13 protein-coding genes and 2 tRNA genes are annotated in these 18,980 nt (G+C 64.3%); 7 read left to right on the top strand and 8 right to left on the bottom strand.

Going from position 1 to position 18,980, the window contains the following annotated elements:
- Positions 1-27: 27 nt before the first annotated feature.
- The 7 genes from M8J71_RS15070 to ilvD form a co-directional block, all read right to left on the bottom strand.
- A complete protein-coding gene (locus M8J71_RS15070) occupies positions 28-783 on the bottom strand; it encodes an ABC transporter ATP-binding protein (RefSeq protein WP_163162611.1) in 756 nt (251 codons plus the stop codon).
- Positions 780-3,578 (bottom strand): ABC transporter permease, encoded by a 2,799-nt coding sequence (locus M8J71_RS15065; RefSeq protein WP_256248638.1) that lies wholly within the window; start codon positions 3,576-3,578, stop codon positions 780-782. The genes M8J71_RS15070 and M8J71_RS15065 overlap by 4 nt, the downstream gene beginning before the upstream one ends.
- Positions 3,579-3,793: 215 nt before the next feature.
- Positions 3,794-5,383, bottom strand: a complete 1,590-nt coding sequence (serA, locus tag M8J71_RS15060) for a phosphoglycerate dehydrogenase (RefSeq protein ID WP_256248637.1) — start codon at positions 5,381-5,383, stop codon at positions 3,794-3,796.
- 126 nt (positions 5,384-5,509) lie between these two features.
- Complete coding sequence (gene ilvC / locus M8J71_RS15055; protein WP_256248636.1) at positions 5,510-6,535, bottom strand: ketol-acid reductoisomerase; 1,026 nt, start codon at positions 6,533-6,535, stop codon at positions 5,510-5,512.
- A 91-nt stretch (positions 6,536-6,626) separates the two neighbouring features.
- Positions 6,627-7,139 carry an acetolactate synthase small subunit gene (gene ilvN, locus M8J71_RS15050; RefSeq protein WP_050054685.1) on the bottom strand — a complete coding sequence of 171 codons (513 nt, stop codon included), beginning with the start codon at positions 7,137-7,139 and terminating at the stop codon, positions 6,627-6,629.
- A gap of 2 nt (positions 7,140-7,141) precedes the next feature.
- The gene (locus tag M8J71_RS15045; RefSeq protein WP_163162603.1) at positions 7,142-9,049 is read right to left on the bottom strand and encodes an acetolactate synthase large subunit; all 1,908 of its coding nucleotides are present in this window, start codon (positions 9,047-9,049) and stop codon (positions 7,142-7,144) included.
- A 343-nt stretch (positions 9,050-9,392) separates the two neighbouring features.
- Entirely contained in the window at positions 9,393-11,114 is a 1,722-nt protein-coding gene (ilvD, locus tag M8J71_RS15040; protein WP_256248635.1) for a dihydroxy-acid dehydratase, read from the bottom strand.
- A 576-nt stretch (positions 11,115-11,690) separates the two neighbouring features.
- Between ilvD and M8J71_RS15035 the strand changes: the two genes are divergently transcribed.
- Together M8J71_RS15035 and M8J71_RS15030 are read left to right on the top strand one after the other, a co-directional pair.
- Positions 11,691-12,776: a sunset domain-containing protein gene (locus M8J71_RS15035; protein ID WP_256248634.1), complete on the top strand. Its 1,086-nt coding sequence runs from the start codon at positions 11,691-11,693 to the stop codon at positions 12,774-12,776.
- Positions 12,777-13,095: 319 nt separating this feature from the next.
- Positions 13,096-13,171, top strand: a tRNA-Lys gene (locus M8J71_RS15030).
- A gap of 198 nt (positions 13,172-13,369) precedes the next feature.
- Here the strand turns inward: M8J71_RS15030 and M8J71_RS15025 are convergent.
- Positions 13,370-13,828: a MarR family winged helix-turn-helix transcriptional regulator gene (locus M8J71_RS15025; protein ID WP_256249006.1), complete on the bottom strand. Its 459-nt coding sequence runs from the start codon at positions 13,826-13,828 to the stop codon at positions 13,370-13,372.
- Between the two features lie 96 nt (positions 13,829-13,924).
- Between M8J71_RS15025 and bcp the strand changes: the two genes are divergently transcribed.
- The 5 genes from bcp to M8J71_RS15000 all read left to right on the top strand — a co-directional run bounded on the left by bcp (position 13,925) and on the right by M8J71_RS15000 (position 18,972).
- Positions 13,925-14,398 carry a thioredoxin-dependent thiol peroxidase gene (gene bcp, locus M8J71_RS15020; RefSeq protein ID WP_256248633.1) on the top strand — a complete coding sequence of 158 codons (474 nt, stop codon included), beginning with the start codon at positions 13,925-13,927 and terminating at the stop codon, positions 14,396-14,398.
- Positions 14,399-14,512: 114 nt separating this feature from the next.
- Positions 14,513-14,594: transfer RNA gene (locus M8J71_RS15015), tRNA-Leu, on the top strand.
- Positions 14,595-14,867: 273 nt separating this feature from the next.
- Positions 14,868-15,554 (top strand): fasciclin domain-containing protein, encoded by a 687-nt coding sequence (locus M8J71_RS15010; protein WP_256248632.1) that lies wholly within the window; start codon positions 14,868-14,870, stop codon positions 15,552-15,554.
- 165 nt (positions 15,555-15,719) lie between these two features.
- Positions 15,720-17,390 (top strand): ABC transporter substrate-binding protein, encoded by a 1,671-nt coding sequence (locus M8J71_RS15005; protein ID WP_256248631.1) that lies wholly within the window; start codon positions 15,720-15,722, stop codon positions 17,388-17,390.
- Between the two features lie 79 nt (positions 17,391-17,469).
- On the top strand, positions 17,470-18,972 hold the full coding sequence (locus M8J71_RS15000; RefSeq protein WP_256248630.1) for a malate:quinone oxidoreductase: 1,503 nt from the start codon (positions 17,470-17,472) through the stop codon (positions 18,970-18,972).
- The last annotated feature ends 8 nt before the right edge of the window (positions 18,973-18,980 follow it).

Here is an 18,980-nt window from a genome sequence, read left to right as displayed (position 1 = left end):
ACGGTACCTTCGGTGCGGAGGGACAGGCTAGATCAGTTCGGTCAGGGAGTCGCTGAGCCGGACGAGTTCGTGGTCGTGCGAAGCCACCAGGACCGCGATGCCATCCGACGTGGTGTCCTTGAGGATGCTGATGATGCGGTTTGCGGAGGCACGGTCCAGGCTCGCGGTGGGTTCGTCAACCACCAGGACCCTGGTGCCCAGGATCAGGGCGCGGGCGATGGCAACGCGCTGGCGTTCACCGCCGGACAGCTGCGCGGGGCGGTGGCGCATGCGGCGGCCCAGGCCCACGAGGTCCAGCAGGTCCTTGGCCATGTCCCGGCGCTGGTCCACTTCCCCGTCCGGAACAGCCGGCAGGAGGACGTTCTCCAGCGCGCTCATTCCATCAATGAGGGCGCCGCCCTGGTCCACGTAACCGATGAGGGCACGACGGCGGTCGGCGATTTCGTCGTCGCCCATGCTCTCAAGGGAATCACCTTCCCAGAAGACACGGCCCGACGTCGGCAGCGTGAGCCCCGCGCCGACCGTCAGGATGCTGGTCTTGCCGGAGCCGCTTCGGCCGGCGACGCAGTGCATTTCGCCCGCGTGCAGCGCGAGGTCGAAGCCTTCCACCACGCTGACTGCCTCCGCGCCGCCTTTGCCGCCGCCGTAGCGGATGGTGATGTCGCTCAGTTCCAGCGGGGTCCCGTGGTCAGCGGCCTTGACGATGGTATTGGCGCGCGTCTGCAGGGGGACGTCGCCGGAGCCGCTCCTGCGGCTCCGCTGGACATTGGTCTGGTTTGTCATTGGACCACTTTCGTTGCAATCGGTATCCAGCAAAGTACAGCCACGAGGCCGGCCACGCCCGCCCACAGTGCGGCATAAGGTGCCAGCAGCAGGCCGATGCCCAGGGCGCCCAGCACGCCCAGGGGCAGTGCCACGGTTCCCACCAGCGCGTTCTCGAACAGCCTCACCTGGCGGAGCATGTCCGGGTTCCAGCCCATGGCCTCGAGGATGCCCAGGTACTGCCGCTTGGCGTTGAGCTCAAAGCGGCCGGTGACCAGGGTCAATACCAGGCCCACGACGACGCCCGCGAGAGCCAGGAGAATGCTCGGCAGCGCCACGCTGGCAGCGGCGAGCCCGCTCAGCGCACTGGCGCCGGCCGCGCGGGGAATGTCGATCAGCAGCGCGATGAGCCCGCCTACTGCTGCCCCGAAGACGCCGACGGCAACAGCCAAGGCAAGGGTGTTGAACTTGTTGGTGCCCAGCTGGCGGTTCGCGAACGTCAGGGGTGAATCCACCGGTATCAGCCGCTCGTCATGCTGCGGTTCCTGGTCGATGACGTCGCGGTGGCGCAGCTGCTGGGCTGCGAAGAACGCAGCCCCGGCGTACAGGACCAGTACGGATACGCACACGAGGGCTGTGGTGAGGCTCCAGCTGACCAGGCTCAAAACGATGCCGGCCACGGCAAGCAGCACCGCGCCCACACCGAATTCCTCCAGCACCCAGCTGCGGATCCGCCGCTGGGTCCAGCCCATGGCGCGCAGCGTTCCTGCCTCGCTCCGCCGCTTGCGGATGTAGCTGACGGTGGAAGCACCGGTGAGAAGGGCGGCGCCGCAAAGCGTCAGGAAGAGCAGCGTGGTGTTGGTCCCGGACAGGGAACCAGTCACGGCGTCCGCTGCATTCTGCCGGACCCACGGCTGCTGGACCGTGCCCAGGGGGGATTCCTTGCCGGCGTCGTCCTTGGAGTAGCCGGGGACGAAGATGCTGGCGTCCTCGCGGGCAGAACCGGCCACGATCGTGGCCTCCAGACCCATGTCGCGGATCTCCCCGGCGAGCTTTTCAACGTCCGGCTGTGCCTCTTTCCAGCTGCCGGGAGCATCGGCACGGACACGCACGGCGTCGATGACTGCCGCGTTGTCCTTGTAGCCGCGGGCAGCCGCGAGGCCGTAGTAGTCGGTGATGGCGCCGGCGGACTGGCTGGCAAGCCCGGTGGCGCTCAGTGAAGGCTCAAGCTCGGCGGCGGGAACGTCCTTGCCCTCGGCGTCCTTGACCAGGGTGAAGGGAGTGGGGTCGTAGCCGCCCAACGGAAGCTTGTTGACGTCCCCGGCGGCCTCTGCCACAGCGGAGGGATCGAATGTTCCATAAACCATGGCAAGGGGGGCTGCTGCCTTTTGCTCCCCCGTCTCCAGGTTTTCACGGTAGGAGCGTTCGTCCACGGGCTCGCGCTGGGTCTGGTCAACGGGGGTGCCGTTGGCGCTCTTTTCGGGCAGCCGGTTGATTGTGACCCATTCGCCGGGTACCGCGTTCTTGCCGACGGCGCCATTGGCCGCAGCCTCGCCGTCCGTGTATTTCGGGGCCGCTGCGAAGTCCGTGCTCCATTCAGCAGGCGTGTAGAGGCCCTGGTTGAAGTTGCCGGTGGCTCCGAGGAGTGAGGAGTGATCCGTGGATCCGGGCCACGAGAGAGCAAAGGGGTCCTTGGAGACAAACGGGAGATAGTCCTCCCCCAATGACTGGGAGGCTGTTCCGACGTCCTTGACCACCTTGCCGGAGTCGTCGATTTCCTCAATCTTGACGTTGTACTTCAGGTCCAGGGACGTGCCCGAACGCACGATGAGGGGAATGGCCTGGGAGTCGGCGGTCAACTGGCCGGTGCGCTTTGCCTGCTGGTACTGCGTCATCAGGGGTGCCCAGTGCTTGAGCTTCACGCCCAGGAAGTCCGGGCCTTCTTCCAGCTCGTCCAGGCCGATGCCGTTGGTGAAAAGGCCTTCAAAGTAGCGGCCGATCGCTCCGGCATCACGCGCGTCAGCGGGCGGAGCCTTTTCCAGCGGGGCCAGGAAGTCACCGGCGGTACCCAGCAGGGCACGCTCGGCGGCGGGATCGACGGCGACCACGGATTCCGTGACCTCCGGGGCGAGGGGCAGCGACACTGACAGGTTGAACAGGTTGTGTTCGGAACCGCCGGCCGGGGCAGGGAACTTGATGCCCGTTTCACCTTCGGGGGCGGCGATGCGGATGCTGCTCCCCCCGGCTGCTCGCTCCTCTACGAGTTTGGCCTTGCCCAGGGTGCCTTCGGCAGTGGACTTGAAGAGCGTCTGCTCTGAAACGCCGTCGGAGCTCACTGCGGTAGCGGTGAGGCGGTACTTCTTGGCCTCATCGCTCAGCACGGACTCTGCCGCGGGCCACTCAGCAGGAGCGGTGGCCCCGGCGGCCTGGTCCGCCGTCGCGGTGCCTGCGAGGCCGGCGTTGTAGCCCAGGTAGTCCATGGCGTCCAGCCGCGGCGCTTCAAGGTTCTGCGTCACCCGGGATACAAGGCTGATGGGCGCTGCTACCGCGGTTCCCGACAGCTTCCGGATGCCCTCCAGCTGTTCGAAGCTGATGCCGCCAGTGCCGTTGGCGATCTCCGGCTGCAGCAGCGCGCCCGAGGGCGCCTTTGCCTGGACCAGGACATCATAGAGTCCCCGTGAATTTTCATCCACTGTCCGGCTGAGCGCCGCCTGCGACTGGCTTTGGACGAGGACCGACAAGCACATGGCTGCGATCAAGATGGCCGCGGTCAACAGCAGCACTTTGCTTCTGATGAACCTCTGGACGGCGTTCATTGAACTCCCTGAAACCTGGATTGCGTGCGCACATTCGAAACCGCGCGGGGCGGACATGGACGATCACGGACGGATGTGCAAAAGGTATTGGCCGGCCTGCCGGCCCGGTCCGAAAGAGGACCCAGCCATTGTAAGCAGACCGGCCAATTATACGTGGCCCCGCCGGGACGCGCCGAGCGGACGATGGTGGTACGGCGTTTCGGCGGACCGCCGGTTTAGTCCTCCAGGTCCACTTCCCGGACCATCTCGGCCCCGATGCCGGCCTTGATGGCATCGAGGACCTGCTGCGGCACGGAGCTGTCGATGGTGAGCAGCGCGAGCACCTGGCCGCCCTGGTCGTGGCGTGCCACCTGCATGCCTGCGATGTTGATGTTGTTCATGCCCAGGATGTGGCCGATGGTTCCGATCACGCCGGGACGGTCGGTGTAGGCAACCACCACCAGGTGCTCGCTGATGGGAATTTCAACTTCGAACCCGTTGATTCCGACCAGCTTCTCGATCTGCTTGGGCCCGGTCAGGGTACCGGCCACGGAGATCTGCGTGCCGTCGCTGAGTGCGCCGCGCAAGGTGAGGACGTTGCGGTAGGACTCGGTTTCCGGAGTGGTGATGAGGCGGACGTTGATGCCGCGCTGCTCGGCGATGACCGGGGCATTGACGTAGGAGACCTGCTCGGTCACCACGTCCGCGAAGATCCCCTTGAGTGCCGCAAGCTCCAGGACCTTGACGTCCAGGGACGAGATCTCGCCGGCCACCTCGACGTCGAACTGGGTCAGGGACGCATGCGTCAGGGCCGTGAAGATCCGGCCCAGCTTCTCAATCAGCGGGATGCCCGGGCGGACGTCGGGGGCAATGACGCCGCCGGCAACGTTGACTGCGTCCGGGACGAGCTCGCCGGCCAGTGCCAGGCGGACGGACTTGGCCACCGAGACGCCGGCCTTTTCCTGCGCTTCGTCAGTTGATGCGCCGAGGTGGGGCGTGACCACCACGTTGTCCAGCTTGAAGAACGGCAGGTCGGTGCTGGGCTCCTTGGAGAATACGTCCACGCCGGCACCGGCAATCGTGCCGTCCTGGAGGGCGGTGAACAGGGCCTCCTCATCCACCAGGCCGCCGCGGGCGACGTTGACCACGTAGGCCGTGTTCTTCATCTTCTTGAAGGCTTCCGCGCCGAGCATGCCCACCGTCTCGGGGGTCTTGGGCATGTGGATGGTGATGAAGTCGGACTGGGCCAGCAGCTCGTCCAGGGTCACCAGCTGCACACCGAGCTGCGCTGCACGGGCGGAGGTGATGTAGGGGTCGTACGCCAGGATCTTGGTGTCGAAGCCCTTCAGGCGGGCCGCCACGAGGGCACCGATCCGGCCCAGGCCAATGATGCCGATCTTCTTTTCGAAAAGTTCGATGCCCGTGTACTTGGAGCGCTTCCACTCGCCGTCCTTGAGGGCGGCACTGGCCTGCGGGATGTGGCGGGCAAGGCTGAGGATGTGGCCTACGGTGAGCTCGGCAGCGGAGACAATGTTGGACGTGGGGGCGTTGACCACCATCACGCCGGCCTGGGTGGCGGCCTTGATGTCCACGTTGTCCAGGCCGACTCCTGCACGCGCAATGACCTTGAGGTTCTTGGCAGCGGCGATCGCCTCGGCGTCCACCTGGGTGGCTGAACGGACCAGGATGGCGTCGGCATCGCCGATCGCAGAGAGCAGCTGGGAACGGTCAGCGCCGTCGGTCTGGCGGATCTCGAAGTCCGGGCCGAGGGCCTCGACAGTGGCGGGGGAAAGTTCTTCGGCGAGCAGTACTACGGGTTTTGACACGGCTGATCCTCTGCGTTGCAGTCCTGGGGATGGAAACAAGTCTAGGCCGACGGAAAGGCCGGGCTCACATTGTTAAGTGTGAACCCGGCCTCACTGCTGCCTTTATGCGGCGCCCAACGGGCAGCCTTAGCGGGCGGCGGAACCTTCTACGTAGTCCACGTCCTGCTGCTGCCAGGAGAACAGGGAACGCAGTTCGCGGCCAACAGCCTCGATGGGGTGCTGCTCAGCCTTGGCACGCAGTTCCTTGAACTCGACGCCGCCGTTGTCCTGGTCTTCGATGAAGCGCTTGGCGAAGGCACCGGACTGGATGTCGGCGAGGACAGCCTGCATGTTTTCCTTGACCGCAGGGGTGATGACGCGCGGGCCGGAGACGTAGTCGCCATACTCAGCGGTATCCGAAACGCTCCAGCGCTGCTTGGCGATGCCGCCTTCCCACATGAGGTCAACAATGAGCTTGAGCTCGTGGAGCACCTCGAAGTAGGCGATCTGCGGCTGGTAGCCGGCTTCGGTCAGGGTCTCGAAGCCGTACTGGACCAGCTGGGAAACACCGCCGCAGAGGACAGCCTGCTCGCCGAAGAGGTCCGTTTCGGTCTCTTCGGTGAAGGTGGTCTTGATGACGCCGGCGCGGGTACCGCCGATTGCCTTGGCGTAGGACTTGGCCAGGTCCCAGGCGGAGCCGGAAGCATCCTGCTCGACGGCGATGATGTCCGGGATGCCGCGGCCGGCTTCGAACTCGCGGCGGACGGTGTGGCCCGGAGCCTTGGGGGCAACCAGGATGACGTCAACGCCTTCCGGGGCCTGGATGTAGCCGAAGCGGATGTTGAAGCCGTGGGCGAAGGCAAGGGCCTTGCCGGGCTTCAGCTTGTCCTTGATGGAGTCGTTGTAGATCGAGCGCTGGTGCTGGTCCGGCGCCAGGATCATGATGACGTCGGCCCATTCGGCGGCGTCGGCGACGTTCCTGACCGTGAAGCCGGCGTCCTCGGCCTTGGCGATCGAGCTGGAGCCTTCCTTCAGCGCGATGGTGACCTCGACGCCGGAATCGCGCAGGTTGAGCGCGTGGGCGTGGCCCTGCGAGCCGTAGCCAACAATGGCAACCTTGCGGCCCTGGATGATGGTCAGGTCGGCGTCGTCGTCGTAGAACATTTCAGTCACTTGCGTAACTCCTCTTGAGTGGATGTGTAGATAGGTGTTTGGTGGTGCGGTTACGGGCGTTGCGTCATGCCGGGCGGAACCGTGGCGGTGCCTAGGCGGAACGCAGCGCCCTGTCACTCATGGAGCGGGATCCCCGTCCAACGGCGAGGGTGCCGGACTGCACAATTTCGCGGATGCCGAAGGGCTCGAGCACTGAGAGCAGTGCGGTGAGCTTTTCGGGGTGGCCGGTTGCTTCAATGACGACGGAATCGGTGGAGACGTCGACCACTGAGGCTCGGAACAGGTCTGCAGCCTGGGTCACCTGCAGACGTGTTGCGGCATCCGCACGTACTTTGACCAGGATGTGGTCACGCTGTACGGAAGATTCGGAGGTCAGCTCAACGATCTTGATGACGTTGATCAGTTTGTTGAGCTGCTTGGTGACCTGTTCGATGAGGTCGCCGTCGGCGTCGACCACCACGGTCATCCGGGAGATGCCCGGGACCTCGGTAGGGCCGACGGCCAGGGAGTTGATGTTAAAGGCGCGGCGGGCGAAGAGGCTTGCGACGCGGGTCAGCACGCCGGGTTTGTCTTCAACCAGGACGGAGAGTGTGTGGCGGCTCATGGTCAGTCCTCTTCTTCCCATTCCGGGGTCATGTTGCGGGCAACCTGGATCTGGTCGTTGCTCACGCCGGCGGGCACCATCGGCCACACCATGGAGTTGGGGCTCACCACGAAGTCGATGACCACGGGGCGGTCGTTGATTTCGAGGGCTTTCTGGATGGTGGCGTCGATGTCCTCGTCGCGTTCGCAGCGGAACGAAGCGCAGCCGTAGGCCTCCCCCAGCTTGACGAAGTCCGGGATGCGGACGGTGTCGTGGCCGGTGTTGAGGTCGGTGTTCGAGTAGCGGCCCTCGTAGAAGAGGGTCTGCCACTGCCGGACCATTCCCAGCGAGGAGTTGTTGATGACCGCAACCTTGATGGGGATGTTGTTGATGGCGCAGGTAGCCAGTTCCTGGTTGGTCATCTGGAAGCAGCCGTCGCCGTCGATCGCCCAGACCACACGGTCCGGCTCGCCCACCTTCGCACCCATGGCAGCCGGGACGGCATAGCCCATGGTGCCGGCGCCGCCCGAGTTCAGCCAGGCGTGCGGGCGCTCGTACTTGATGAACTGTGCTGCCCACATCTGGTGCTGGCCGACGCCCGCCACGTAGATGCCCTCCGGCCCGGTCAGCGCACCGATGCGCTCAATGACCTTCTGCGGTGCGGTCAGTCCGTCGTCCGGCTCGGTCCAGCCCAGCGGGTAGGTTTCCTTGAGGTTGTTCAGGAAGGCCCACCAGGTGGTGAGGTCCGGCGTGCCTGCAGCCTCGAACTGGGTGCGTACGGCTTCGGTGAGCTCCGGAATGATTTCCTTGACGGACCCAACGATGGGGACGTCGGCCGTGCGGTTCTTGGAGATCTCTGCAGGGTCGATGTCGGCGTGGATTACCTTCGCCATGGGCGCGAAGGTCTTCAGCACGCCGGTAACGCGGTCATCGAAACGGGCACCGAGGGTGATCAGGAGGTCTGACTGCTGCAGGGCAGTCACGGCTGAGACGGTGCCGTGCATGCCGGGCATCCCCATGTGCTGCGGATGGGAGTCCGGGAAGACACCCTTGGCCATCAGCGTGGTCACAACCGGGGCTCCGGTGGCCTCGGCGAGTGCGAGCAGCTCGGCGGAGGCGTGCGCCTTGACCACACCGCCGCCCACGTACAGCACAGGCTTGCGGGCTGCGGCGATCAGCTTTGCAGCCTCGCGTACCTGCTTATTGTGTCCGCGGGTGACCGGGCGGTAGCCCGGCAGGTCGATGCGAGGCGGCCAGGAGAACGTCATCTGGCCAACCTGGGCGTCCTTGGCCACGTCCACGAGGACAGGTCCCGGACGGCCGGTGGAGGCGAGGTGGAACGCCTCAGCCATTACGTGCGGAATGTCATTGGGGTCGGTCACCAGGAAGGAGTGCTTGGTGATGGGCATGGTGATGCCCACGATGTCAGCTTCCTGGAAGGCGTCAGTGCCGATGACCCCGCTGGACACCTGGCCGGTGATGGCCACCAGCGGCACGGAGTCCATATGGGCATCCATGATGGCGGTAACGAGGTTGGTGGCGCCCGGACCCGAGGTGGCGATACAAACGCCCACCCGCCCGGTAACCATGGCGTAGCCTTGCGCGGCGTGGCCGGCTCCCTGTTCGTGACGGACCAGGACGTGGTTCATGCTGGAGGCCATCAAGGGGTCATAGGTGGGCAGGATCGCGCCACCGGGCAAACCGAAAATATCGTCGACGCCGAGTTCTTCGAGCGAGCGGACAATAGCTTGCGAGCCGGTCATCACCGTTGGGGGTACAACGTTGTTCGGCCCAAGGACAGGAGAGGCGGCAGCAAGGTCGGCGACGACGACGGCGTGGTCGGCCGTCCGGTCGGCGCGTTCCGGAGCCTTGGCGGCTCCAGCGGACTTAGTAGCCATCAGCGAGGGGCTGATCGGCGATCCTTTGCTCATCGGACTCTTCCTTGTGGATCATCTGTGGTTCGTGGAAACTGCGGGAAATAAAAAAACCCCTCAGCCTGGCGGCTCTTCGAGGGGTTGCGCGTGACGGTTCGTTACCTGGCTAATGTGCCACGCGCTGGGTAAGGACGACGACGGTGCCGGTAACGAAGGTCATGCGTTCAGTTTTCCCTCTGTGCGAGATACGTGTCAATGTGACCTGACCGCATCTCACCATGTGGACTGCGTTGTCCACTCTTTGGCGGACTCCCCCAACTAGGTAGCAGTAAGTGTCGTTTTGGGCGTTCAAAACGACACTTAGCGCTACCTAGTTGGGTCAGCCACCAACATGCAGGTGCTACCCGCAGTATGCGCCGGTGCTGGCGCTGTGCACCAGCTTGGCGTACTTTGCCAGGACGCCCTTGGTGTACCGGGCCGGGAGCGGCTCCCAGCCCACCTTGCGCGCTTCGAGCTCTGCCTCGTCCACCAGGAGATCGAAGCTGCGGGCTGCGATGTCCACGCGGATCCGGTCCCCGTCCTTGACGAAGGCGATAGGGCCGCCGTCCACCGCTTCCGGAGCGACGTGACCGATGCACAGGCCGGTGGTACCGCCGGAGAAGCGGCCGTCGGTGAGCAGCAGGACGTCCTTGCCCAGCCCCGCACCCTTGATGGCACCGGTGATGGCGAGCATTTCGCGCATGCCCGGCCCGCCCTTGGGTCCTTCGTAGCGGATGACCACGACGTCGCCGGCGTGGATCTGCCCGTTGTCCAACGCGTCCAGGGCACCCTGTTCGCGCTCGAAAACGCGGGCGGTGCCTTCGAAAACGTCGGCGTCGAAGCCGGCGCTCTTCACCACGGCACCCTCGGGAGCCATGGATCCGTGCAGGATGGTGATGCCGCCGGTCTTGTGGATCGGGTTATCCAGGGCGCGCAGGATCTTGCCGTCGAGATCCGGCGGGTTGATGGCCTCAAGGTTTTCGGCAACGGTCTTACCCGTGACGGTAAGGCAGTCGCCGTGCAGCAGGCCGGCGTCGAGCAGTGCTCGCATGATCACGGGCACGCCGCCGATTTTGTCGACGTCCGTCATCACGTACCGGCCGAACGGCTTCAGGTCACCGAGGTGCGGAATCCGGTCGCCGATGCGGTTGAAGTCATCGAGGGTCAGTTCCACCTCGGCCTCGCGGGCAATGGCCAGCAGGTGCAGGACGGCGTTGGTGGAGCCGCCGAAAGCCATTGTGACGGCGATGGCGTTTTCGAAGGCCTTCTTGGTCATGATGTCGCGGGCAGTGATGCCCAGGCGCAGCAGGTTCACCACCGCTTCGCCGGACTTGCGGGCGAATTCATCACGACGGCGGTCTGCCGAGGGCGGGGCGGCGGAGCCGGGCAGGGACATGCCCAGGGCCTCGCCGATGCAGGCCATGGTGTTGGCCGTGTACATGCCGCCACAGGCACCTTCGCCCGGGCAGATGGCCTTTTCGATGCGCGTTAGGTCTTCCATGCTCATCTTGCCGGCTGCGCAGGCACCGACGGCCTCGAAGGCATCGATGAGGGTGACTTCCTTTTCGGAGCCGTCCTCAAGCTTCACCCAGCCGGGCATGATGGAGCCGGCGTAGAGGAAGACACTGGACAAGTCCAGGCGGGCAGCCGCCATCAGCATGCCCGGGAGGGACTTGTCGCAGCCGGCCAGCAGGACTGACCCGTCGATGCGCTCGGCCTGCATAACGGTTTCCACGGAGTCGGCAATGACTTCGCGGGAAACCAGGGAGAAGTGCATGCCTTCGTGGCCCATGGAAATGCCGTCCGAGACGGAGATGGTACCGAACTGCATGGGGAACCCGCCGCCGGCGTGCACGCCTTCCTTGGCGCCCTGCGCCAGCCGGTTCAGCGAGAGGTTGCAGGGAGTGATTTCGTTCCAGGAGCTGGCCACACCGACCTGGGGCTTGGCGAAGTCATCATCGCCCATGCCAACGGCACGGAACATACCGCGCGCAGGGGCAGCGTGGATGCCGTCAGTTACTACCCGGCTGCGGGGCTTGATGTCAGGCTTGTTGTCGGTCGTGATCAGGGTGTCCTCACTCATGAGGGAAATTCTATGGCTCCACGCGGGGGCGGAACGACCGCGAAGCCCCGGTTAAGCGCAAAACCGGGATTATTTCGATCAGATAGTGGACTGTCATCTCGAATATTGAGATGAGCAGGCACGAGCCCAACCGTTCTTGTGGTCGAGGTCACTAAGCCTGAATCCACCGGTCCGCTGGGGCGGGTAGCCTGATTCCATTTTCGGTGATTTTGCGGGTTGCGGGCATGGTGGATTGCCGGGGCCTCGCTGCCCTGTGGTGTTCCACTGCCGGTCCTGGTTGCTTCACCTACGAGATGCCTCTCTTTTCGGTCAATATGAACTCTAAGCAAGTCCTATTTTCCTTGAGAAGACAGGCATTCTCGGTTTAAATCGCCGATCGAAGCCGAACCACACCGGTGGATTCAGGCTAAGGCTCCGGCTCCAAAAGCCCACGGATCCGTCCTGGTTCCCCCTCCGGGACGCCACCGTTGGCTGGAGTCCCAAAGGGACGTCCGGGCCGGTCAAGTGCTGGACAGCGGTGTGGACCCGACGTAGCGTCAGGGCAAGGGACCTTGCCAACTGACCGAAGGGCTTGCCATGGAAGCTTTCTTCTTGATCATTCTGCTCGCTGTACTGGTAGGTGTTGTGTGGTGGAGGCTGAACGCCAAGAAGTCCCCCGCCGCCCGAGGTGATGCCGGCCAGGCCGAAAAGGGCCGCAGCGAGGGGGGCTACCGCGCGGATGGAGCACTCTCCGGCGGCAGCGCCGCGGCCTCGGCCGAAGCAGCCGGCACTACCGGTATTGCCACCGCCGCCGGTTTCGGCGCCCCCGCCGAGCCCGCCGCGCCCACCACGGCAGATGAACCAGCAGAGACAAAGGCGCCGGCGGGAAGCACTCCGGCCGCCACCCAGGGCCACAGCGGGGCGGGCGCGTCTGCTGTCGCTACCGGATCCGGGGCGGACCGTGGAGAAGTAACTACTTCACCCGATGGAGGCCGGGCGCAGGATGACACGGAATGGGAAACCCAGTGGTCGGAGGCGTCCGGACCCGCCCATGTCCGTGAGGGAACCGCCCACCGGGAAGGTGCCGCACCGGGATCGCCCGCACAGGCACAGGGCGGCGCGCCGTCTGCAACTGCCGGTGATGGCGCAGGGGCCGCACAGCCCGTTCATCACCCCGAGTACACCGAACCCCACGCCCCCACCCTCCCGGGCGCTGAGACGGCGGCGGTGGAAGACGCGGACGACGCCGGCACTGCAGTTTCCGCCCCTGTCCCCCTCGGCCGCACCTCCGATCCCCATGGCAGCGAAGAAAATGCCGCCGCTGCAGCCCTCCACCTCCCCAGCGATGCCGGAGTAACGGAAACGCGGGAGCGCGCCCAGTCCTCCGCGCTGGTGGAAACCGGGGCGAACCACGTCCAGGACCCAACGGGCAGTGCTGCCCCGGGAGGGCAGGAGCCGGCCGGACACCTGGCGGCGGAAGAGCCGTATGGCGCGGGCTCGGCGTCCGCTGCGGCGGACGGCACCGGACCGGCGGACTACACCGTCAAGGGGGACGCCGGTGCGATGGTCTACTACGAGGAGGGACACCCCGAATATGAGCAGATCCGCGCCGAAGTGTGGTTTGAATCTGCGGCCCACGCTGAGGCCGCAGGATTTCGGGCGCCAAGGCGGAGGCGGTTCTAGCTGTACATCCAGCAAAGCAGGTCCGGCGCCGGCCGGCGGATGTGGTCGGTACCTCCCCGGAAAGACGCCGGAGCCCCTGTGGCCTATTTCACACGGGAGTGTGGGCGGATTCGGGCCATAGCGCGCACGCCCGCCGGCAGTTTTAGGTCGCTGGCCAACAACGAAAACCCCGAGTTTGTGCTGGTTTTACCGCCATCGGGCCAAACGGGAGGTACTGGCGGGCCTCGATTTCACATGCACCAAAAGTTCGTGTAGAGTTTCATGTCGTTGCGGAGATCAACCGGGAAATAAAAAGCCCCAAACGATCGAAACAAAAGATGCACCTCTAGCTCAATTGGCAGAGCAATTGACTCTTAATCAATGGGTTCCGGGTTCAAGTCCCGGGGGGTGCACCACTGGGAAAACAGCCTCCGGCTTGCGGAAACGCGGGCCGGGGGCTGTTTTGTTGTATCCGGTACCTGTGGCGTTCAATCCGCAATAGCCGGGTTAGCGGCCAAGGCCGGTGCCCGGGTAAAAGAAAGGCGTGATTCCAGCTTCACCAAGTTGGAATCACGCCTGAATGCCGGCAGCACCGGCGGTACTGACAGCGATGCTTAGGGGGTCATGGACGGGTTGTCCAGAAATGCTCCGGTTGTAGGCGATCCAAACTGGCTTGCCAGCTCCCGGACAACTGCCTTGAGTTCCTGCCGAAGGACGTCGGGATCGATGGTGGCCGCTGCCAGGACCGTACGTTCCATCTCGACGGCGGCGGCGACGGCCTCCTTGCCCCTCTCGGTGAGTGACACCACGTGGCTCCTGCGGTCCGATGTGCTGCGGACCCGCGCAATGTGGCCGTGGGACTCCAGCCTGCTGAGGGTTTTGCCCATGGTCTGCGCCTGAACCCGCACGTACTGAGCAAGCTGCGCCTGTGTCATAGGTCCTTGCGCGTTGAGAACCTCAATAGCGATAACACCGGCATGGGTGAGGCCTATGGCCCCGAGTTTTTCATTCCATGAGTGTTCGACGAGGCGCGCAGCAGTGGACAAGAGGCGCCCTGTGGGCCAGTGATCCATATCAGGCATAGCAGCAAGTATAGCCAAGTGGCGATTAGCACTCCTCCAGACTGATTACTAGGCTGGTGTGTCCCGCCTGCGACAAGGAGAAAAACATTGGCTGACAAACTCGTAACCGGTGACGACGCACCCGCGTTCACACTCAAGGATTCAGCCGGTAAGGACGTCAGCCTGGCACCGCGCCCGGGCCGCCACACCATCGTCTACTTCTACCCCGCAGCATCAACACCCGGATGCACGAAGGAGGCCTGCGATTTCCGCGACAGCCTGGCCTCCCTGCAGTCATCGGGATATGACGTGCTCGGCGTTTCCCCTGACCCGGTGGAGAAACTGGCGAAATTTGCCGCGCAGGAATCCCTCAGCTTCCCGCTGCTCTCGGACGAGGACCATGCCGTGGCCGAGGCCTACGGGGCATGGGGCGAAAAGAAGAATTACGGCAAGACCTACCAGGGCCTGATCCGTTCCACCATCGTGGTTGACCCGGATGGCAAGGTGGCGCTCGCCCAGTACAACGTCCGCGCCACCGGACACGTGGCCAAGCTGCGCCGGGACCTGAAGCTGGACGCCTGACCGGACCGCCGCTGACGCAGGCTCCGCCTGCGCGACGCTACAATAAAAACTGGCATCCGGCGTCGTACGTTCAACAGCCCGTTATAAAGGGTCTGAAACGCGATGCCGGGCCAAGCGCGAGTGGTGAAATTGGCAGACACGCAGGATTTAGGTTCCTGTGCCTTCGGGCGTGGGGGTTCAAGTCCCCCCTTGCGCACACTGAAGAAAAAGAGATCCTTCGGCTCCGGCCGGGGGATCTCTTTTCGTTAATGCCCGCCCCACTCCCACAGTCCCGGGGCCGGGGCCGGAAGCCCAACACTTTCGGGCCCTGCCGAAAACTCCTTGATGTTTGACCCATCCGGATTCGCGCAACCGCCGAATACCCATTGAGACACCAGCCAAGGGCAGGTGCCCACCAGCCAGATGCAAACAACGACCCGGACATCCGGTCCGCGGCCAGGCGAATCGCCAAACACCAAGGAGAACCGAAATGCAGACAATCAAGCGCACAACTTTCACCGTCGCAGGCGTCGCAGCTGCAGCTCTGCTGAGCCTCACAGCGTGTGGCGGCTCGGCCGGCACCGCAACTTCCTCCGCCCCGGCGGCCGCCCCCTCGGCCGCACCCTCGGCCTCCAGCATGGCTCCTTCCCCGTCAGCCAGCGCCTCCGCAGCCGCCATGGACCCGGCCGCAAACCTGGTTGGCCCCGGCTGTGCAGGCTACGCCGAGCAGGTCCCCACCGGCGCGGGCTCAGTAGAAGGCATGGCACTGGATCCGGTGGCTGTCGCAGCATCGAACAATCCGATCCTCACCACCCTGACCGCCGCGGTTTCCGGCAAGTTGAACCCGAAGGTGAACCTGGTTGACACGCTCAATGGCGGTGAGTTCACGGTCTTCGCACCGGTTGATGACGCCTTCGCAAAGATCGATGCAGCCACCATCGAAACCCTCAAGACCGACGACGCCCTCCTGAGCAAGATCCTGACCTACCACGTGGTTCCCGGCCAGATCACTCCTGACAAGATCGCCGGTACCCACGCCACCGTCCAGGGCGGGTCCGTCACCGTTACCGGCAGCGGTGACGCCCTCAAGGTGGATGATGCCAGTGTGATTTGCGGCGGCGTCAAGACGAAGAACGCCACGGTCTACCTGATCGACTCGGTGCTGATGCCGAAGTAATCCCACAGGAATGGCCGGGGCCCGATCCAACAGGACCGGGCCCCGGCCCTTCGCACGTGACATGCACCCTGGCGAAGGCCGCCGGCAAACGGCGCTATGGGGTCAACTAGACTGGGTTCCGGCCCGCACTTGGCGGGGGCGGCAAGATCCAGAGGTGATAAACGAGTGCCCAGCAGTCCATCGCGGCGGACGGTCATCACGACCGGCGCCGTCCTCCTGGCGTTGAGCGTCACCTCATGCACCGGCATTCCGGCCCCCTCGCCGTCGTCAACCTCGCCGGCGCCCACCGCCACTGCCGAGCCCACTGCCACGTTCAATTTCGGCACCGCAGTGCAGCCGCTGGGTTTGGACCCCGCACTCTCCAGCGACGTTGAGTCCCAACGCATCACCCGGCAGATCCTCGAGGGGTTGGTGGGCGTGGACCAGACTACCGGTAAGCCAACCCCGTTGCTCGCCACCGAATGGAGCGAGTCCAATGAGGGCCGGTCCTACACCTTCAAGCTACGCAGCGGCGTCACATTCTCGGACGGCACCCCGTTCAACGCCGACGCGGTCTGCACCAATTTCAACCGCTGGTTTGCCTTCTCCGAGGACCTGCGCCGGCAGGCTCCCGGCAGCTCTTTCAAGGGCGTTTTCAAGGCGCACTCCGACGAGCCGCAGCTGTCCATCTTCAAGAGCTGTACTGCCTTGTCCGAGGACACCGTGCAGATCGACCTCACCCAGCGCTTTACCGCTTTCCTGCAGGCTTTGACCCTGCCGGCCTTCGCTATCGCCTCCCCCGCAGCACTGGCCGCGGGCAACGCCGATGTACTGGACCAAAACCGCGGCGGCCAGGCCGTATCCGCCTTCGGAACCAATCCGGTGGGAACAGGGCCGTTCAGCCTGAAGTCCTGGGATGAAGGAAGCGTCACCCTCACCAGCAATGCGACCTACTGGGGGGACCGCGGACAGATCGGCACCATCAACTTCGTGGCCTACAACCATCCCCAGGCGCGTCTGCAGGCACTGTTGGACGGCAAGATCGACGGGTACGACGCCGTCACGGTGGGCAACTTCGACCAGCTGGTGAAGCGCGGAAAACAGATTGTGCAGCGCGATCCGTTCTCGGTGATGTACTTAGGGCTCAACCAGGAGATTCCGGTCCTGCAGAACCAGAAAATCCGCCAGGCCATCGAGATGGCTATCGACAAAGAGACGCTGATCCGCAGGTTCTTCATCGACAACACCGCCGAGGCCACCCAGTTCGTCCCGCCCAAAATCAGCGGGTTCAACAACGACGCCCCCGCCCTGGGCCATGACCCCACGAAGGCCAGGGAGTACCTCAAGGAGGGCGGCTACGCCGGCGAAGCGCTGAGGTTCTACTATCCGATGAACGTCACCCGGCCTTACCTTCCAACACCGGAGAAGGTATACGCCGAGATCAGCCGCCAGCTCACGGCGGTAGGGCTCAACATCCAGCCGGTTCCCATCGACTGGTCTGACGGCTACCTCCAAAGAGTCCAGTCCCCGGGGGACCACGCGCTGCACCTGCTGGGGTGGAACGGCTCATACTCAGACGCCGACAACTTCGTTGGCCCCCTCTTCGGGGAGAAAAACGGCGAGTTCGGTTACCAGGACCCGCAGGTCTTTTCCAAAATCAACCGCGCACGCGGGCTGCCGGAGGGAGAGGAACGCGATGAGCAATATCACACCATCAACGCCCAGATCGCGGCGTCCGTCCCGGCGGTGCCCATTGCCTTCCCCATCTCGGCACTGGCCCTGTCAGACCGGGTGCTGAGCTATCCGGCGTCGCCTGTCTTAAACGAAGTTTTCACCAAAGTGCAACTGAAGCCTTGACGGACACGTCCAATTTCAGTAGTAGGGCTGCCCGGGGATATTCTGTGACAGCCAGAGCCGCTGCAATCGGAGACTGATCGTGACCTTCATTTCCAAGACCCCACATGCCGACGTCGTCCTGATTGGCGGCGGCATCATGAGCGCCACGCTGGGGGCATTCATCAAGCAGTTGGAACCGGACTGGACCATCTCCATGTTCGAGCGGCTGGAAGAGCCCGGGCTGGAAAGCTCGGGCCCGTGGAACAACGCCGGAACCGGCCACGCCGCCCTCTGTGAACTGAACTACTCCCCCGCAGCCAAAGACGGCTCGGTGGACCCCGCCAAAGCACTGCTCATCAACGAGCAGTTCCAGCTTTCCCGCCAGTTCTGGTCCCACCTCGTTGACCAGTCCCTGATCGGTTCGCCCAAGGGCTTCATCAACACCGTGCCGCACATGAGTTTCGTGATCGGCGAGGAGAACACCAGGTTCCTGAAGACCCGCTACGAGGCCCTTAAGCCGCACGCCCTGTTCCGCAGCATGGAGTACTCGGAAGACCACGGCCAGATCGGCAAGTGGGCTCCGCTGATCGTGAAGGGCCGTGACCCCAAGCAACGGATCGCGGCCACCCGCGCCGCCGAGGGCACCGATGTGGACTTCGGGGCACTCACCCGGGAGCTGACCACTTACCTGGGGAACAACGGCGTCGAAATCAACTACGGCCACGACGTCACAAATATCTCCAGGGCGTCCGACGGCGGCTGGAACCTTTCGCTGAAGTACCCCAAGTCCGGGGAGCACGGCAAGATCCACGCCAAGTTCGTCTTTGTTGGCGCCGGCGGCGGTGCGCTCCACCTGCTGCAGGCCTCCGGCATCCCGGAAAGCAAGGGCTACGGCGGATTCCCGGTCTCCGGGCAGTTCTTCCGCTGCACCGACGAGACGCTGGCGGCGCAGCACAGCGCCAAGGTGTACGGCCAGGCGTCGGTGGGGGCTCCCCCCATGTCCGTGCCGCACCTGGACACCCGGTACGTCAACGGCAAGCGTTCCCTGCTCTTCGGCCCCTACGCCGGCTTCTCCACCAACTTCCTGAAAAGCGGCTCCTACCTGGACCTTCCCCTGTCCATCCGGCCCAGCAACATCATCCCGATGCTGGCTGTGGCCAAGGACAACATGGACCTCACGGCATACCTGGTCAAGGAAGTGGCCAAAAAGCAAGCCGACAAGGTGGAGGCGCTTCGCGAGTACTACCCGGAAGCCAAAGCAGGCGACTGGGAACTGATCACGGCCGGCCAGCGTGTACAGATCATCAAGAAAGACCCGCAGAAGGGCGGTGTCCTTCAGTTCGGCACGGAAGTGATCGCCGGCCGTGACGGCTCCATCGGCGCCCTCCTCGGTGCTTCGCCCGGAGCCTCCACCGCGGTGCCCATCATGATCGAACTGCTGAGGAAGGCGTTCCCGAAGAATTTCAAGGGCTGGCAGTCCAAGCTGAAGGACATGATGCCCGGCTACGGCGTCAAGCTTGACGACAACCCGGACCTTGCGATGGAGCTCGAAAGGGCAACGGCCAGGTCCCTCCAGCTGGAGAGTGTTTCCGCCGACCACTAACCCCTGCC

This window comes from Pseudarthrobacter sp. R1, assembly GCF_024494415.1.
In the GTDB taxonomy this organism is placed as follows: Bacteria; Actinomycetota; Actinomycetes; order Actinomycetales; family Micrococcaceae; genus Arthrobacter.
This window is presented reverse-complemented; position numbering and strand designations above follow the sequence as displayed.

Bases quoted from the DNA above. Each gene is read 5' to 3' on its own strand.
- M8J71_RS15045 (WP_163162603.1), bottom strand. From the start codon at position 9,049: ATGAGCAAAGGATCGCCGATCAGCCCCTCGCTGATGGCTACTAAGTCC.
- M8J71_RS15010 (WP_256248632.1), top strand. From the start codon at position 14,868: ATGCAGACAATCAAGCGCACAACTTTCACCGTCGCAGGCGTCGCAGCT.
- ilvN (WP_050054685.1), bottom strand. From the start codon at position 7,139: ATGAGCCGCCACACACTCTCCGTCCTGGTTGAAGACAAACCCGGCGTG.
- M8J71_RS15070 (WP_163162611.1), bottom strand. From the start codon at position 783: ATGACAAACCAGACCAATGTCCAGCGGAGCCGCAGGAGCGGCTCCGGC.
- M8J71_RS15025 (WP_256249006.1), bottom strand. From the start codon at position 13,828: ATGGATCACTGGCCCACAGGGCGCCTCTTGTCCACTGCTGCGCGCCTC.
- M8J71_RS15035 (WP_256248634.1), top strand. From the start codon at position 11,691: ATGGAAGCTTTCTTCTTGATCATTCTGCTCGCTGTACTGGTAGGTGTT.
- M8J71_RS15065 (WP_256248638.1), bottom strand. From the start codon at position 3,578: ATGAACGCCGTCCAGAGGTTCATCAGAAGCAAAGTGCTGCTGTTGACC.
- ilvD (WP_256248635.1), bottom strand. From the start codon at position 11,114: ATGAGTGAGGACACCCTGATCACGACCGACAACAAGCCTGACATCAAG.